This window comes from Thioalkalivibrio sp. AKL6 (assembly GCF_000376905.1).
Taxonomy (GTDB): Bacteria; Pseudomonadota; Gammaproteobacteria; order Ectothiorhodospirales; family Ectothiorhodospiraceae; genus Thioalkalivibrio; species Thioalkalivibrio versutus.
In genome coordinates this window covers 396,069-411,756 of sequence record NZ_AQXS01000009.1, presented here as the reverse complement: position 1 = coordinate 411,756, position 15,688 = coordinate 396,069, and the positions used below count along the sequence as shown (strand labels likewise).

The window sequence follows — 15,688 nt, the reverse complement described above, 5'->3', positions numbered from 1 at the left end:
TGAATACTCCGCAATCGAGCGACACACGCAAACCGGCGCCCCGAACAATCGGTTCATCGAACTCTCGACAAACCGGCCCGGACAAACAAGGCATCGGTCACACGGGGAATGTGTTGAGAATGCAGCTGCCACACCGCGGCCGCCCGTGTTCGAAACAGCCAGGGAAACGCTGATTAATTCGCACGTCCGCGTTCCAGACAGTGCTCGATCGCGCTGACCGCCTCCCCCACAGCTCCACGCCCCGAGTCCACAACTCCACGGCCCGCCTCCCCCATCGCTCGGCGTGCATCCGGCGACTTCAGCAGACGCACCAGCTCGCAGGCCACTCCATGGGCATCCTGCGCCCGGTGCAAGGCCCCGACCGCCTCCATCCGCGCCACAACGGATTCGAAGTGTTCGGTACTCGGGCCGGTCACTACCGGGAGGCCCAACGCCGCCGGTTCCAGCACGTTCTGACCACCAAGCGGGACCAGGCTGCCCCCCACAAATGCGGCGTCCCCGGCCCCGAGGTAGAGACCCACCTCGCCGATGGAATCGCCGATCAGCACATCCACCGGCCCGGTCGGCCCGTCGCTTCGCCGCCCGGTCCGAAAACCTGCGGCGCGCGCAGCCTCGAATGCAGGCTCGAACCGCTCCCGATGGCGGGGCACCCACACCAGCACCGCGTCCGGAAACTCGGCGCGCAACAGTCGGTGAATCGACAGCACCGCCGCGTCCTCGCCCTCTCGGGTACTCACCGCAACCCAGACCGGCGCCGCCCCAGCGAACTCCTGCCGGAAGGCCGCGCCCTGTTCATGGCCGGGTGGCAGTTCCCTGTCGAATTTGAGATTGCCTCCGACCCGGAGGCGCTCAGCCGGAGCCCCGAGATCAAGAAATGCCCGCGCGGCACTCTCGTCCTGGACGAGCAGGACCCCCAGCCGCGCCAGCGTCTCGGCCACCAGCGGCTGCAGTCGGCGATAGCGCCTGGAGGACCGCGGCGACATTCGCGCGCTGGCCAGGAGCAGGGGCACACCCACGCGCTCGCAGCCACGATAGAGATTGGGCCATAACTCGGTTTCGAACATCACCGCCACGGCCGGGCGGGCGCGATGAAGAAAGCGCCGGACCGCCCCCGGGAGATCCAGCGGCAGGAAGCGGTGGCTCACGGCATCCCCCAGAGCCGCCGTCACCCGCATCGCACCCTCGGGCGTAGTGGTCGTGACCAGCAGGTGACGTCCCGGGTGTTTCTCCTGCAGCGCTCGCGCCAGGGGCAGGGCCGCCTCCACCTCACCCACCGAGGCCGCATGCAGCCAGATCGCGCCGGGCGGCACGGGCTCACCCAACCCAATCCATTCGCGCCAGCGGTCTGCCGGCACACCGCTGGCCCGCGCCCGCCGGACCAGCCGCGTTAGCAACACGGGAACAGCCAGGCGCAACAGGGTGGTGTACAGCGCGTGGCGCATCGCGAACTACTCCGGGCGCTCAGGGAGACATGGATCCACATGCACGCTCAGTCGAGCCACGCAATCGCCTCGGGCAGGGTGCGGATGCGTGCCACGCCTGGCTCATCGGGCAGAGATTCCGTGCCCTCCGGATCGAACAACAGTCGCGTCCCGACCCCGGCCCGCCGCGCGGCCTCGAGATCGGATGGGCGATCACCAATCAGCACCGAACCGGCCAGGTCGAGCCCCAGATCGTCTCGCGCACGCAGCAACATCCCCGGGGCCGGCTTGCGATCAGTGCAATCCTTCCGGTACTCGGGAAGCGCATCGCGCGGATGATGGGGGCAGTGATAGACGGCGTCGATCCACCCTTCGTTTTCGGCAAACCGGCCCCGCATCCATTCGCTGAGGTGTCGGAACGCAGGCTCGTCGTAATAGCCGCGCCCAATACCGGACTGGTTGGTCACCACCACCACGGCCCACTGGCGGGCGCGGGCCGCTGCAACCAGCTCGAAAATCCCCGGGACGAAATCGACCTGCTCGGGGCGGTGCACGTAGCCATGATCGACATTGACCACCCCGTCGCGATCGAGAAACAGCGCGCGTACCGTCACTCCGAACCCGTATCGCCCTGAGCCGCCACCAGCGCGTCCTCCACCACGCCACACAGCAGGTGACCGATCAGCCCGTGCACCTCCTGCACCCGGGCCGTTGCCGGATCCGGCACACGCAACACATGGTCCGCCGAATGGCTATCCGCCAGCCCCTTTTCACCAGTCAGGGCTACGGTCGTCAGACCGCGCTCGGTCGCCATATCGAAGGCGCGCAGCACGTTGGGCGAGCGCCCGGAGGTGGTCAGCCCGACGAACACGTCCCCCGGCTGCCCCAGCGCCTCGACTTGGCGCGAGAAGACGTGCTCATAACCGAAGTCATTCGCGATCGCGGTCAGCACCGAAGTATCCGTGGTCAGCGCGATCGCCGCCGCGCCCGGCCGCACCGCCCGATAACGACAAACAATCTCCGCCGCGATGTGCTGCGCATCCGCCGCGCTGCCACCATTGCCGGCCAACAACACCTTGCCCCCGTCCTGAATGCAGTGCAGCCACAGCTGTGCGACCGCCTCGACCTCGGCCACGAATGCCACATCCCCAGCCAGCCGCCCGAACAGTCGGCTGGCTGCGGTCAGCTCCTCTACGATTCCGTCGTGCACGCTATTTCTCCGTCTGAGCCACGTCGTTGGCGCCAGTGGCGGGCAAAGTACACCGCGCATCCGGCAAGCCACAAGCCACAAGCCAACACGGGGGCGGTAGGTACGGACGCATGTACAATAAAGCGGTTGCAATTACGCCCCCTGGACTGAAAGGCATGGTGCGCGGTTTCTGTTCTCATTTCGACACCCCAACCCCGCGGCGCCATCCGGGCGCGAACGGCCCTTGTCGCACATGGTGAAGACACCGACCTCACAGCGGCCGCCCGCGGTGCTGGTGGTCGGCCCGGCCTGGGTCGGCGACATGGTGATGGCGCAGAGCCTGTTCATGACCCTGCGCGCCCGCCAGCCCGCGCCCGCAGTGGACGTGATCGCGCCGGCCTGGAGCCTGCCGCTACTGGAACGCATGCCGGAAGTCCGCCGCGCGATCCCGTTGCCGGTGGGGCACGGCGAACTGGGGCTGGGCAAACGCTGGCGGCTGGGGCGTTCTCTGCGCAGTGCGAGCTACGATCAGGCTATCGTCTTGCCGCGTTCGGCCAAGGCCGCACTGCCCGTGTTCGCGGCTCGCATCCCGCGACGCACCGGCTATCGTGGCGAATCCCGCTACGGCCTGCTGAACGACATCCGGCCGCTGGACCGCGCGATTCTCTACCGCACGGTCGACCGTTTTGTCGCCCTCGGGCATACCGCTGACACCGCCCTGCCGCCACCGATCTCGCATCCCGCGCTCGCCGTATCGGACGCCGGGCGCCAGGAGGCCCGGCGCTCCACCGGGCTGGATATGGACGACGCGCCGGTGCTGGCGCTCTGCCCTGGCGCGGAATACGGCCCTTCCAAGCGCTGGCCGGCCAGTTCCTACGCCGAAGTGGCACGCGAGTATCTCGCCGATGGCTGGCAAGTCTGGCTGTTCGGGTCCGACAAGGACACCCCGGTAACCAGGACCATCGCCGAGGCTGCCCCCGGTTGCCGGGACCTCGCCGGACGCACGCAGCTCGGCCAGGCCATCGATCTGCTGGCCTGCGCGGATCTCGTCATCAGCAACGACTCGGGTCTGATGCACATCGCCGCAGCGACCGGGCGCCCGGTCGTGGCCATCTACGGATCCTCCGATCCGAACTACACCCCGCCGCTGAGCGAACGCGCCCGGATCCTCCACCTGGGACTGGACTGCAGCCCCTGTTTCCAGCGCGAATGCCCGCTGGGGCACCTGAACTGCCTGCGCCAGCTCGCACCAGCGCAGGTGCTCGACGCGGCGGGCGAGTTGACGAAGAGGGATGCCTGATGCGGCTGGCTTTCCTCTTGTTCAAGTACTTCCCGCACGGCGGGCTGCAACGCAACTTTCGGCGCATTACCGAACTGGCACTGGAACGCGGGCATACGGTGGAGGTGTACACCCTGTCCTGGGAGGGCTGGGCCGCGGATCATCCGAACCTGACAGTGCAGGTCGTGCGCGTGCCCGGCTGGCGCAACCACACGCGCTACCGCCAGTTCGCCCGCCGCATGCAGGACGACATGGCGGTCTCCCGCCCGGATCGCGTCGTCGGGTTCAACAAGCTGCCCGGCGTGGATGTGTACTACAACGCCGACCCGTGCTTCATCGAGCGCGCCCAGGCACGCAGCCCGCTGTACCGGCTGTCGGGACGCTATCGCGTACATGCCGAACTCGAGCACGCGGTCTTTCGTGCGGATGCACGCAACCATATCCTGTTGCTGTCCGAAGCCGAAAAGCCGCTGTTCCAGCACTGGTACGCGACCCCCGACGACCGCTTCCATTCGATGCCGCCCTACGTCTCCGCGGACCGCTTTGCCGCTGAAAGCTCCACTGCGCGCGGTCGCAAGCTGCGGTCGGATCTGGGCCTGGACGATGACGCCCGCATGCTGCTGATGGTCGGCTCCGACTTCCGGCGCAAGGGTGTGGATCGCAGCATCCGCGCCCTGGCCGCCCTGCCGGACGGCTTGCGCGAACGGGCCTCGCTGTACGTACTGGGCAAGGGACGCTCGGCCCCGCTGATGCGGCTGGCGCGCCGTCTCGGTGTCGCCGGACAGGTGCATTTTCTGCAGGGTCGCGACGACGTTGCCGACTTCCTGTTCGCGGCCGACCTGTTGCTGCACCCCGCTTATCAGGAGAACACCGGGACCGCGATTGTCGAGGCCATCGCCGCCGGTCTTCCGGCCCTGGTCACCGCCAATTGCGGGTACGGCTTCCACGTCGAGCGCGCCGGCTGCGGGATGGTGCTACCCATGCCGTTCGAGCAATCCGCGATGGACGCCGCCCTGCTGCGCATGCTGAACCACCCGCATCCGCAGACCTGGCACGATGCAGCCCTGCGCTACACCGAGCGCACCGAACTGGGCGCCCGCGCCGAACACGCACTGCAGGTCATCGAAGGCCCCCGGTATGGCGAGGCGGCGGCATGAGCGCACGCCGGCGCAACGAATTGGTGATGGACGATGCCTTCCACGCGGCGCTGACCGCACGCTGCGGCCCGGGAGACCCCTTCGAACAGGCCATGGCACTGGATGGTGAAGTGGTTCGCAATGTTGACGGGCGACGTACGTTCCGCTTCGAACTGGGCGGGCAGCACTACTTTGCCAAAGTGCATAACGGTATGCCCTGGCGACGCATCCTGCGCAAACTGAGCCAGTTCCGCATCCCGGTGCTGGGCGCCACCCCTGAATGGCGCGCGATCCACCGCCTGCAGGAACTCGGCATCCCGACCACGCCTCCAGTCGCGTTCGGCATCCGGCGCGGACTGAACCCGGCACGGGAACGCTCGTTCGTAATCACCCGCGACCTGGGGCGCACCCGCACCCTGGAACAGGAATGCCTGACCTGGCACGAAAAACCGCCCGCCTTCGCTTTTCGCCTTCGGTTGATCCGAGAGGTCGCGCGCATCGCCCGCGTACTGCACGGAAACGGCATGAACCACCGCGACTTCTACCTGTGCCACTTCCGACTCGACCTGAACACGGACGAGAACGCCATCCGGTCCGGCCGCATCCCGCCGCGCCTGCATCTGATGGACCTGCACCGCGTGCAGTGCCATACCCGCCTCCCAAAACGTGCACGCATCAAGGACTTGGGCGGGCTGTACTTTTCGGCACTGGACATTGGTCTTGGCCACCGCGACTTGCTGCGCTTCATCCGCGAGTACCGTCAGAACTCCGTCCGTGTCACCCTCGACATCGACTCCACCTTGTGGCAGCGCGTCACACAACGCGCCCGCTGGCAATATCAACGCGAACATGGCCGCGTGCCCGAGGGGTTACCGCGATGATCCGTCACCGTATCTTCAAGTCGATAGGATTCGCCCCACGCCACCTCGCCGCCGCCAACCGCTGCCCAGAGCTCGCCGCTGTGGCGAAGGCGATCGCGTGTAATCGGCAATTCGACGGCTGGCGGGTACTGAGCAGCTCCGCTCAAACCAGAGTGGCCACAGGCGAGTGGAACGGACGACCGGTCTTCCTAAAGTTATTCATCCCCAGAAGCCGATCAGAGCCTGTCAAGGCACTGGTGCGGGGGAGCCGAGGTGTACGAGCAGTGGATCAATCCATTCGGATGAACGAATCTGGCTTTGCCACACCCACTTCCCGGTGCCACGGCTGGATCCGAGGCTCAATCGAGTATGTTGCAACCGACGCCATTCAGCATCCCACGGTGAATGATCTGGCAACCCATGAGGGCGGCGCCATCGCGCTGGGCACGAGGGAACGGTGGCAGCTCCTGAACCAAGTCGGCGCCGAGATCGCCCGCCTACATACCGCTGGGTGGATACATGGCGATCTCCGCCTGGGCAACATCCTGTGCGAATGGCATGGCCCTGATGGCGCGCCCAAGTTCTGGTACCTGGACAACGAGGGCAATCGGCGCTCGCGACGAACCAGCGACCGCATGCGAAACCTCGTCCAGCTTCTAATGACCCCTCGCAGCCTACTCAGCCGTTTCGATCAGTACCGGCTGCTGCAAGGCTACGCAAAAGCCCAGAAAATGAGCCGCGAGCAATCCCGCGCATTGGCCCGGGCCGTCGAGCATGCGCGAGCCCGACGCTGGAAACGCCGCCGCGCACGAGGTGGGCCCAAGGCGCGTTACTCGTCCCAGGCCTCCGATTAGATGGACCGCCTCGTCCGTATTTCCGGAAACCGCAAGACCCATGACCTTCCGGGGTCCATCGTGGCAACGCGCGTGTCTACCGGTGACTGGCCTCCTGCGGATCACGAACTGCGGGTGGTCAAGCGCAATCGAAAAGTTGTTAGCGGTTTCCTTCAAACGGCACAGCAGAACTTGCCTGGTTTGTTTTTCAAACACTACTTGACCCGGCCCAGTCTGTTCTCCCGCCGAGCGGCCGAACGCATCTGGAGAATCAACTGGTCCCTTCATAACCATGGTGTGCCGGTTCCGCGCCCCCACGCTCTCATTACCGGAAACTCGGGTGTATGGTTGATCACCGAGGCCATAGAAGGCGCAGCGGCATTAACCGATCGCCTGGCAGATGACGCCCTGACACCAGGCCAAATGCAAACGGTCACGATCGAGGCCACCCGAGCCATTGCACACATGCATTCCCTGGGCGTCATCCATGGCGACCTGAAGTGGGGGAATATACTGGTCACCGAGGAGCTGACGCCCGCACTGGTGGACTTGGACAGCGCCAGACAGCGCTGGCGCGTCAGTGCGCGCGCAGGGGCCAAAGATCTGGCGCGTTTCATAGTCGGTGGCCTGGAGCAGGGATTGAACACCACCTGGGCAGCCCGAATCTGCAGCGTGTACTGCGAAACCCGTGTTCTCTCGGAGACCACCATCTACGAAACCATGCGCCCGGTCGTTCGACGCATCAGTCTCCGCCACCAGCGGCGCTACGGTCGGCGGCCCGTCTCCCTGGATACCCATCCGGAGTATCCGCCGAACGATAACGTACCGAACAGCAAATGAAGACCAACAACCAATCCGCCGTCCTCGTAATGCTAGACCGCCACCTGGGCAACTTCCTGGTTGCCAGCCCGGTGCTTCGGCACCTGGCCCGCCAGTTCCAGACGGCGCAGCTGATACTGCACAGCCCCCATGCCGCATTGGCTCAGAGAATCCCCGGGTTACCCAAGCCACACCTCATTTCCGCCTCTAGAGATAACCTCTGGTCTCGGGCGCGACTCTTTCACCAAACATTATCGGGCATCCGCCAGCATCGACCGCAGCTGGTCATCGACTTCGGCGGCAGCAAGACCGCAGCCCTTGCCGGCGGACTGTCGCGAGCGACGTGGCGCATCTGCCACCAGGGAGCACCTCACGCGCGACTATATAGCCGCCACGCCGACCCTGAGGCACTCGGCCATCACCGGATCGATACATACGGCGCCCTGGCCGCCGCCGCAGGTCACGGCTCCGGTTGGGGGCACCCCAGCCTTCAGGCCACCGAGGAGGACCACACAGACCTTGCAAGCCGGGGCTTGGGCGATCCGGGTGACATCGTCTGCCTCCACGTCGCAGGGGGCAAGGGCTACAAGCACTGGCCGCTGGAAAAATACGCTCGGGTCATCGACTGGCTAGCCAATCAAGGCCTGCGCCCAGCGCTGGTCGGTGCCGCACCAGATCGCTTGGCCGCGAATCAGGTACTCGAACACTGTCAGCACCGCCCGCTGAACTTGGTAGAACAGCTACCGATCGGCACCTTGATCGCGCTTCTCAGCCAGTGCCAATTGTTCGTCGGTAACGATAGCGGCCCCATGCACGTTGCTGCTGCTTCGAGATGTCGAATTGTCGCCTTGTACGGCCCTACCAATCCCTCGCGCTGGGGGCCCCTGACGGACCGAGCGCTCATCGTCCGTGGAACCCGGCCCATACCCCCAGGCCAAGGCAAAAAGAGTTACCCTGATGGGCGCGCAATGGACAGTATCGAGCTGAATCCAGTAATCGAAGCTATCCGCCAGCAGCTGCCCAGCTGAAACCAGTGTAGCTACTCATGTAGCGCTCCCCCACCGTCCAATACCTGCTGCAGCATAGACTTCAATTCCTCCGCCACTTCTGGGCTAGCCCTATCCATCGACTGCACGCACACCATCCGAACCTTCGGATCATCAATAAACTCGGCCATCTTTCGACATATCGCTTCGCCCGGCTCCTTCTTACAGTCCAGGTACCCCCAGTCCCTCGGTCCGAGTCTAGCCATTCCCCTGCCCAGCTCATAATTCGCCGCCAACGTAACCGGGTTGAACTGATCGGCGTGTCGAAATCGATACCGTACGTTGGCGGCGATACGCCCCTCGAGACACTCCGTCAGTAAACTCCGCCTCATCGGATGCAGGGCATGTCCCAGCTGCAGGTGATCTCGCCCCCGAAGCCAGTGTCTCTCGTAACAGAACCCCACTAGACCATCGACATACCATCTCCGCGCCCAGCGCTTCTGCAACCGTCTCAGCTTTCTCTGCACACGGAAGGCCACAGGGTTACCGGGCCAGATCAGCCCGCGCCACAATGCGACTCTATCCGCGAAGAACTCAGAAGGGACAACCGGCTTCAGTAAGAAAATATCATCATTGAGATACAGAAACTCATCGTCAAGGCCAGGGATGCGATGCAAGACTGTCTCGATAGACAAAGAGTTAAACGTGGGGAGGGCGTCCTCGTAGTCACGGAATATCTCCCGGTGGTCCACAACGGTCACCCCCAACCTAACCTCCTCCTCAGGGGTGAGAAAGTCGGGCCGCTGGCGATCAGTCACAAGAAACACCTTCCTGATCCAAGACGCGTTCTGCCTTAGCAGGTGCAGGCAGTAATAGATTTCCCCTTTCGAGCGGAAGCGCGTCGCATCCGTGGCCTCCCGCCCTAATCCTTCGGCACGACCATCCAGAAACCGAATCCTCTCCCGACAGTGCTCCGGATCGTCGCCGTCCACCCAAGTCACCACTGCGTCTACCATGCAAGTATCCCCGGGTGTCTTCAATCCACCATCAGCGGGCGAACGTAGCCGACAAAGCCCGTATCTCATCGCCCAGTGCCCGCGCATAGGCCTCGAAACAATGAGCGCTCCGGGCATAATCGATGGCATATCGGCTTATGGACCGGAAGCGAGCACTATCATCCACAAGCGCTGACACGGCCCTGGCCAACGTGCCTGGATCTAGTATCTTTGGGTTCCCCAGCGCATCTGTGGCTGGATCGTACACTCGATCAGGAATCCGATCACAGGTGCCTCCCAGTTCCTTCAGGACAGTCAAGGGCTCGGTCGGTCTCACCAGAATTCCGGAGTAACCATCGCTCATCGTTTCTGGGAGACCGTCCACCGCGGATGCAATCACAACGCACCCATGGGCCGCCGCCTCCACGCTAACAAGACCGAACGGTTCCCTGACGGAAGGCACCAGAAGCATGTCGATGCGCCGGAAGAAGCGCCCCATGTCACTGACATGCCCGTGACAATGAACCCGCTTCGCCATACCCAGACGCGTGGCCAGGTCCTGAAACCGCGGGAGCTCCGGCCCGCTCCCCGCCACCTGCAACTCCGCATCATATCCCCAGCTAACAAGTGCCTTCAGAACATGAAGCACCACAGTGAAGCCCTTCAGCGGGATATGTCGTCCCGCAATCCCCAACTGCAGCGAGCGATTTCCAAGAGCAGGCCTTGGCTGCGGCGCCCCACCGCCGGCTAACGCCCCGAGCCTAAGGGGCACTCGAATCACCTTGTCCGCGACTACCCCAAACCGTTCCTCCATCACCCGTTTCGCTGCATGGGAATTACAAACCACCCGATCACACTGCTCGAGGAAAACCCGAGTCTTTATCGGCTCCGCATCCCAACATGCGCCGTGTTCCAAATACACCAATGACGCTCTGGGCGACGATCGTTTCATCCCAAGAGTTTCGGGCCGACCCAAGTTGTTCCATGCAACTATAACCATCGGCGCAATACGCCGGGACAACCGCCGCGCCCTCGCCTCCCTGAACACGCGGGGGCGGCGTGGAAGATAAACGCCAAAACGGGTTTTCTTCAAATAGGATAACGTTGACACTCTGTGAGCTAGAGGGCGCAGAAACTGTTCATGAACAGACGTCCCACTCACCACATGATGCGCGAAGAACTCACTCATCCACCCGGATTCAATGAGATCGCTAAACAGCGTTTCGACCCCGCCCACCACGCTGAGATTCAGATAGTGCAGGATCCCTTGAATACCATCGGAATCAGCCTCGTCCATCATCTTATTTTACCGGCGTTTCGAATCCCGCAATCATCGCGGAAAACAACCCGATTTCTCAACTCAAGACCTGCCACAGCCGCGAGAGGAAGCCATAGGCCAACCCACAAATGAGGATGAACCCTCGTGACGATTTCGTGACTATCAAAACCAATAATCACCAATCCACCAGCCAGCAACGACGTCGCAATCAATGCACCCGGGAGGCCTCGTACTAAGCCATCGCGCAGCACCCAAAGAGACCTCCCGACAAGTACAGAAAAAAGGATCCCGGCCACCCCTCCTCCGACGAGAAGCACTGCGAGGAAAAAGTTGTGAGGGCTGATCATGGCCTTGCCGGACTCAAGGACAATCTCCAAACCATTGCCAACTCCGTGCCCCAAAATAGGAGCGGAGAGGATCTTGTCTACAGTGATCGACCAGATCTCAATACGATGCGCATCGGCCCTCGCCAGAAGCCCTCGACCCGTCCAGTCAAAGAGCTCGAAAGCGACTACAAACACCACGCTCCCAAGCAGCAGCCCACCTATGGTTTTCCAGTACCTCAGATAGATCAGTTGCACAAAGATCGCGAGCACGGCACCCAGCAACAGACCTCGGCTTTGTGCCAGAACAATAAACACCGACCCGACGAGCAAGGCAAGTAACCCCCAGCACTTCTGAACTACCGTTTTTCCTGCCAGAACTCCGTAGGCCCCAATAATAGACAAGAGATAAAACCCAACAGCACCAGAGTTGGGGTTTTCATGGTAAAATACTTGGTTCTGGAGCCGAGCATAAGGAAACGGCTCTTCAGCGTAAAACGTCAATATAGAATACGCGAGGACGCCCCCCCCGACGGGGAGCATAATAACGAGAGACCGACTCAACCATTGCTCATCTACGGAAAACATCCATGCGAGCACGGCAATCGCGCCCAAAATAATAAAGGCGTAACGGACCCTATCGTACGCCTCCCCGATCGGGGCGCCCCCGCCCCACAGTAGAGTGAGAACCAAATAGAACAAAAAAAGAGCCGAAAGCCTGATGACCCAGCTGGAGCCGATCGCTCGCCAATGAAAGGAGGAGAAATACACAATTGACGGAAAAAAGACCCCGAAATACAAGATGTCACGGTGGATTCTTGTATCCCAGGCCGCAATAAAACCGGCAAGAAAAACGGCCAGCATCCAACCGATAAATGCCGGCAATAAGCCGGACTGGCGCTTCGCGGACCACAGCCCGGCTCTATCCATCAGAACCTCTCTAACCGCCATATAAACAATCGAGCCTTAGCCTTCCGCATAGGACCGGCGAGCATGCAGCTGTTCTTGCGACAGTGTCAGCACTCATGAACAGCGCCCGACTGGTCGGCGCTCCTGAGTGCTCCTGCGAGATGGCGCACTCCTGCGACTCCGCGTCGGGGCACAAGCTGGCGGCAGAGCGCCTCAGCAGGTATCGAAACACTTATGCGGACAGAAACGTTGACGTGGCAGGACATAATAGAGACCGATCGGGGTGTCGGTGGCGCTGGCAACAAGGAGACAAGCTGCTTGGAATACTACCACGCGCTCATGCCGGCGTCGTCGCCGGGGACAAAAGTGTTTGCTCTGATATCATCCCTTAATTCCCGCTGCCTGCGCCCGCCCGATACCGGTTGACCTGGGTTGGACCGCGCGCTTGGCGGGAGGCCCTTAGCCTGGTAAGGAACCCCTGATGGGCGAACGCTCGAGCGATCAGAACCCGGAACATCCGACGGCCAGCGAATCCTGGCGGCTATACAAGCGGATCTTTGCGTTCGTCAAGCCGTACTGGCGCCTGGGGGTGCTCGCGATTGTGGCGATGATCCTCGCGGCGGCCGGTCAGGCGGCCTTCGCCTGGGTAATCCAGCCGCTGGTGGACGGGACATTCATCGAGCAGGATCCTGCCGCCAGAATCTGGGTTCCGGCCGCGCTCATCGGGATCTTCCTGTTCCATGGCGCTACCATGTTCGCGTCCGACTACAGTGTGGCGTGGATTGGCCGAAAGGTCGTCAAGGATGTCCGGCAGGCTGTATTTGAACAGTATCTACGGTTGCCAGCAGCGTTCTTCGACCGCCACTCCCCGGGCACCCTGCTGGCCAAGCTCACCTACAACGTCACCCAGATCAATGCAGCGGCGTCCAAGGCCATCATCGTACTGGTCCGCGATTCGTTCACGGTCATCTTCCTGCTCGCCTACATGACCTACCTGAGCGGGTGGCTGGTGCTGATTGTGTTCAGCATCGCCCCGCTGGTCGGCCTAGTGGTGGTGGGCGCCAACAAGAAGTTCCGCAAGATCAGCCGGCGGATGCAAAAGTCCGTGGGCGACTATGCACAGATCGCGGAGGACGGCATCCGCGGGCAGGCGGAGGTAAAGATCTTCGGCGCCACGGATTACGAGGCGGATCGGTTCGAGCGCACCAACGAGCGATACCATCGTCAGCTGATGCGACACAAGGCGGTACAGGCCGCCAGCCAGCCGCTGTCACAGCTGGGTGCGATCGTCGCACTGGCGGTCATCGTGTACCTGGCCACGATGGACATGGTGCTCGAAACCATCACGCCCGGCGGCATGATTTCGTTCATCGTGGCCATGCTGCTGATGCTGCCGCCGCTGAAACGGATTGTCGGGGTGAATGCCGAGATCCAGAAGGCCCTGGCCGCCGGCGAAAGCGTGTTCGAAATACTGGATACGCCCCCGGAGCCCGACCATGGCCAGCGCCCCTTGGAACACGCCGAGGGGCAAATCGAGTTCGACCGTATCTGGCTGCGCTACCCACATCAGACCGAGTGGGTTCTGAAGGACGTGAGTCTGGACATTGCACCGGGCGAGACCGTCGCCTTGGTCGGCCGATCAGGCAGCGGCAAGACCTCCCTGGCACGGCTGCTACCACGCTTCTACGAGCCCGAACGGGGCGAGATCCGGCTGGACGGCCACCCGGTCCGGGAATACCGCCTGAAGGACCTTCGCAGCCAGATGGCACTGGTTAGCCAGCATGTCGTCTTATTCAACGACACTCTGGCCAACAACATCGCCTACGGCCTGCCGGAAAAGCCGACCGAACAGCAGCTACGCGAGGCCGCCCGAGCGGCCAATGCCCTGGAATTCATCGAAAGACTTCCCGCGGGTTTCGACACGGTCGTCGGCGAGAACGGGATCATGCTCTCCGGGGGGCAGCGCCAGCGTGTGGCCATTGCCCGTGCACTCCTGAAGGACGCACCCCTCCTGATCCTGGACGAGGCCACCTCCGCGCTGGACTCAGAATCCGAGCAGAAAATCCAGGACGCGTTGGAGACGCTCATGCGCAACCGCACCACTCTGGTCATCGCGCATCGTCTTTCCACCATCGAGGACGCCGACCGCATCGTGGTGCTGGACGCTGGGCAGATCGTCGAATCCGGGACTCACGCCGAACTGCTCGCACAGAACGGCGCCTACGCCGCCCTGCAAAAGGTCCAGTTCGCCAAGGACTAGAAACAGTGGGGCCCAAGAGGGGTTCTTCTAGGACCAACCCTGCTGGATGACCTCAGCCAGAATAGATGGAGTCACGCACCGGCGCCGCGCATCTTTAGCTGACAGGGCAGGCGAATCAGCCGACGCCGAGCATCAAGAGCCCTAACACCGTCTCCCCGAAGGTTCGGATATGGCTTCTCCCCAGGACACCCTTCTTGGCAAGCCATTGCTGGCCGTCTTCTCGTCCGCGCAAGCTAGGGCCGCGCGCGTCGGCGGCCGCCTCAAGGGCGGCCCGCGTCAGTACTCGGAATCCTTCCAAAACTGAGCCCATCATCGACCGGTCCGCAATAATCCGGGCGGTCTTCCTCCACAAGGCGCCCCTGTACCCTGGGGGCTCGAACGGGCCTGATATAATCGCGCGTTTGGAAGCAGCGACACCCACCCATGCCAAAGCCGCAAAGCACGCATCCGGCACACCTGTCCAACTGGGGCCACAGCCTCGGCGTCGGCTTGCTGTGGCTTCTGGGGCACCTGCCCCCAAGCCTGGTCCTGCGCTTGGGCGAAGCACTGGGTCCCGTGACCTATGCCCTCGCTCGCCAGCGTCGCCTGATCATTCGGCGCAACCTCGACCTGTGCTTTCCTGAAGCATCCCCGGCCGAGCGCGAGGCGATGGTACGGAGAAACTTCCGGCATACAGGTCGCGGGTTTGCCGAACTGGCCCTGGCTTGGTTTGGCGGTCAGCGTGTCGATCGCATCCCCCTGCAGATCCGGGGGCTGGAGCACCTGCAAGCCGCCCAGGCCGAAGGGTCGCCGGTAATCCTGCTGTCGGGGCATTTCACATCGATCGAAATGGCCGGCCGCCTGCTGAGCCGCCGGATCGACATGGCGGTGATCTACAAGCCCATGGATCGCCGCCCCCTGGCTGATGCCACCATGCGCAAGGGACGCGCCAGTATCGGGCCGGTGCTGTCCAAGGACGACGTTCGCGGGATTGTGCGCACCCTCCGCCGAGGCATCCCGGTCTGGTATGCCGGCGACCAGAACTACCGCAGTCGGCAGAACGTGTTTGCGCCATTCTTCGGCATTCCGGCCGCCACGGTGACGGGGCTCCCGCGGCTCGCGCGCATGAGCAAGGCGCGGGTAGTGCCACTGTTCTACCACGCGCTGCCGGACCGGAAAGGCTACGAGATCGTCCTCAAGCCCGCCTTGGAGAACTATCCGACCGGGGATGACCAGGCCGATGCCGAGCGCATGAACCGCATCGTCGAAGAGGCCGTTCGCGAACACCCGGACCAGTATTTCTGGGCCCATCGCCGGTTCAAGAGTCAGCCCGATCCCGACGTGGACATGTATCCTGGCGTCAAGGATCACCGCCGCGAAAGGCGCCAGCGGCGACAGTCCCATCGGGATGGGAGTTGAC

The 15,688-nt window shown here is 63.0% G+C and carries 14 protein-coding genes; 8 read left to right on the top strand and 6 right to left on the bottom strand.

Features of this window, described 5'->3' with window-relative positions:
- Positions 1-173 precede the first annotated feature (173 nt).
- From D575_RS0107165 to D575_RS0107155, 3 genes are read right to left on the bottom strand one after another with little or no spacing between them, the layout of a single operon-like run.
- Complete coding sequence (locus D575_RS0107165; RefSeq protein ID WP_018145241.1) at positions 174-1,442, bottom strand: 3-deoxy-D-manno-octulosonic acid transferase; 1,269 nt, start codon at positions 1,440-1,442, stop codon at positions 174-176.
- Between the two features lie 47 nt (positions 1,443-1,489).
- Positions 1,490-2,035, bottom strand: coding sequence for a D-glycero-beta-D-manno-heptose 1,7-bisphosphate 7-phosphatase (locus tag D575_RS0107160; RefSeq protein ID WP_018145240.1), 546 nt, complete (start codon positions 2,033-2,035; stop codon positions 1,490-1,492).
- Positions 2,032-2,631 carry an SIS domain-containing protein gene (locus tag D575_RS0107155; protein WP_018145239.1) on the bottom strand — a complete coding sequence of 200 codons (600 nt, stop codon included), beginning with the start codon at positions 2,629-2,631 and terminating at the stop codon, positions 2,032-2,034. The genes D575_RS0107160 and D575_RS0107155 overlap by 4 nt, the downstream gene beginning before the upstream one ends.
- 232 nt (positions 2,632-2,863) lie before the next feature.
- Between D575_RS0107155 and waaF the strand changes: the two genes are divergently transcribed.
- The 6 genes from waaF to D575_RS0107125 all read left to right on the top strand — a co-directional run bounded on the left by waaF (position 2,864) and on the right by D575_RS0107125 (position 8,565).
- A complete protein-coding gene (gene waaF, locus D575_RS0107150) occupies positions 2,864-3,910 on the top strand; it encodes a lipopolysaccharide heptosyltransferase II (protein WP_018145238.1) in 1,047 nt (348 codons plus the stop codon).
- Complete coding sequence (locus D575_RS0107145) at positions 3,910-5,046, top strand: glycosyltransferase family 4 protein (RefSeq protein ID WP_018145237.1); 1,137 nt, start codon at positions 3,910-3,912, stop codon at positions 5,044-5,046. Before waaF ends, D575_RS0107145 begins: the two co-directional genes overlap by 1 nt.
- Positions 5,043-5,906, top strand: a complete 864-nt coding sequence (gene rfaP / locus D575_RS0107140) for a lipopolysaccharide core heptose(I) kinase RfaP (RefSeq protein ID WP_018145236.1) — start codon at positions 5,043-5,045, stop codon at positions 5,904-5,906. The genes D575_RS0107145 and rfaP overlap by 4 nt, the downstream gene beginning before the upstream one ends.
- A 263-nt stretch (positions 5,907-6,169) precedes the next feature.
- Positions 6,170-6,739: a lipopolysaccharide kinase InaA family protein gene (locus D575_RS0107135; RefSeq protein ID WP_231367506.1), complete on the top strand. Its 570-nt coding sequence runs from the start codon at positions 6,170-6,172 to the stop codon at positions 6,737-6,739.
- Positions 6,740-7,558 carry a lipopolysaccharide kinase InaA family protein gene (locus D575_RS13990; protein WP_196799818.1) on the top strand — a complete coding sequence of 273 codons (819 nt, stop codon included), beginning with the start codon at positions 6,740-6,742 and terminating at the stop codon, positions 7,556-7,558.
- Positions 7,555-8,565 (top strand): glycosyltransferase family 9 protein, encoded by a 1,011-nt coding sequence (locus D575_RS0107125; RefSeq protein ID WP_018145233.1) that lies wholly within the window; start codon positions 7,555-7,557, stop codon positions 8,563-8,565. Before D575_RS13990 ends, D575_RS0107125 begins: the two co-directional genes overlap by 4 nt.
- A gap of 11 nt (positions 8,566-8,576) precedes the next feature.
- On the opposite strand, the gene D575_RS0107120 is transcribed toward D575_RS0107125, so the two are convergent.
- The 3 genes from D575_RS0107120 to D575_RS0107110 are packed head-to-tail and all read right to left on the bottom strand — an operon-like array spanning position 8,577 to position 12,050.
- Positions 8,577-9,539, bottom strand: coding sequence for a stealth family protein (locus D575_RS0107120; RefSeq protein WP_018145232.1), 963 nt, complete (start codon positions 9,537-9,539; stop codon positions 8,577-8,579).
- A gap of 31 nt (positions 9,540-9,570) precedes the next feature.
- Positions 9,571-10,818 carry a glycosyltransferase family 4 protein gene (locus D575_RS14380; protein ID WP_155985175.1) on the bottom strand — a complete coding sequence of 416 codons (1,248 nt, stop codon included), beginning with the start codon at positions 10,816-10,818 and terminating at the stop codon, positions 9,571-9,573.
- Positions 10,815-12,050, bottom strand: coding sequence for an O-antigen ligase (locus D575_RS0107110; protein ID WP_155985174.1), 1,236 nt, complete (start codon positions 12,048-12,050; stop codon positions 10,815-10,817). Before D575_RS0107110 ends, D575_RS14380 begins: the two co-directional genes overlap by 4 nt.
- Before the next feature lie 460 nt (positions 12,051-12,510).
- Here D575_RS0107110 and msbA point away from each other — a divergent pair, with 460 nt between their 5' ends.
- Together msbA and D575_RS0107095 are read left to right on the top strand one after the other, a co-directional pair.
- Positions 12,511-14,289 carry a lipid A export permease/ATP-binding protein MsbA gene (gene msbA / locus D575_RS0107105; RefSeq protein WP_018145229.1) on the top strand — a complete coding sequence of 593 codons (1,779 nt, stop codon included), beginning with the start codon at positions 12,511-12,513 and terminating at the stop codon, positions 14,287-14,289.
- A 423-nt stretch (positions 14,290-14,712) separates the two neighbouring features.
- Positions 14,713-15,687, top strand: a complete 975-nt coding sequence (locus tag D575_RS0107095) for a lysophospholipid acyltransferase family protein (RefSeq protein ID WP_018145227.1) — start codon at positions 14,713-14,715, stop codon at positions 15,685-15,687.
- Position 15,688: the final 1 nt, after the last annotated feature.

What these genes read in the sequence shown, in the direction of transcription:
- D575_RS0107125 (WP_018145233.1), top strand. Translation starts at nt 7,555, where the DNA reads ATGAAGACCAACAACCAATCCGCCGTCCTCGTAATGCTAGACCGCCAC.
- D575_RS0107120 (WP_018145232.1), bottom strand. Translation starts at nt 9,539, where the DNA reads ATGGTAGACGCAGTGGTGACTTGGGTGGACGGCGACGATCCGGAGCAC.
- rfaP (WP_018145236.1), top strand. Translation starts at nt 5,043, where the DNA reads ATGAGCGCACGCCGGCGCAACGAATTGGTGATGGACGATGCCTTCCAC.
- msbA (WP_018145229.1), top strand. Translation starts at nt 12,511, where the DNA reads ATGGGCGAACGCTCGAGCGATCAGAACCCGGAACATCCGACGGCCAGC.
- D575_RS14380 (WP_155985175.1), bottom strand. Translation starts at nt 10,818, where the DNA reads ATGATGGACGAGGCTGATTCCGATGGTATTCAAGGGATCCTGCACTAT.
- D575_RS0107110 (WP_155985174.1), bottom strand. Translation starts at nt 12,050, where the DNA reads ATGGATAGAGCCGGGCTGTGGTCCGCGAAGCGCCAGTCCGGCTTATTG.
- D575_RS0107145 (WP_018145237.1), top strand. Translation starts at nt 3,910, where the DNA reads ATGCGGCTGGCTTTCCTCTTGTTCAAGTACTTCCCGCACGGCGGGCTG.
- D575_RS0107165 (WP_018145241.1), bottom strand. Translation starts at nt 1,442, where the DNA reads ATGCGCCACGCGCTGTACACCACCCTGTTGCGCCTGGCTGTTCCCGTG.
- D575_RS13990 (WP_196799818.1), top strand. Translation starts at nt 6,740, where the DNA reads ATGGACCGCCTCGTCCGTATTTCCGGAAACCGCAAGACCCATGACCTT.
- D575_RS0107095 (WP_018145227.1), top strand. Translation starts at nt 14,713, where the DNA reads ATGCCAAAGCCGCAAAGCACGCATCCGGCACACCTGTCCAACTGGGGC.
- waaF (WP_018145238.1), top strand. Translation starts at nt 2,864, where the DNA reads ATGGTGAAGACACCGACCTCACAGCGGCCGCCCGCGGTGCTGGTGGTC.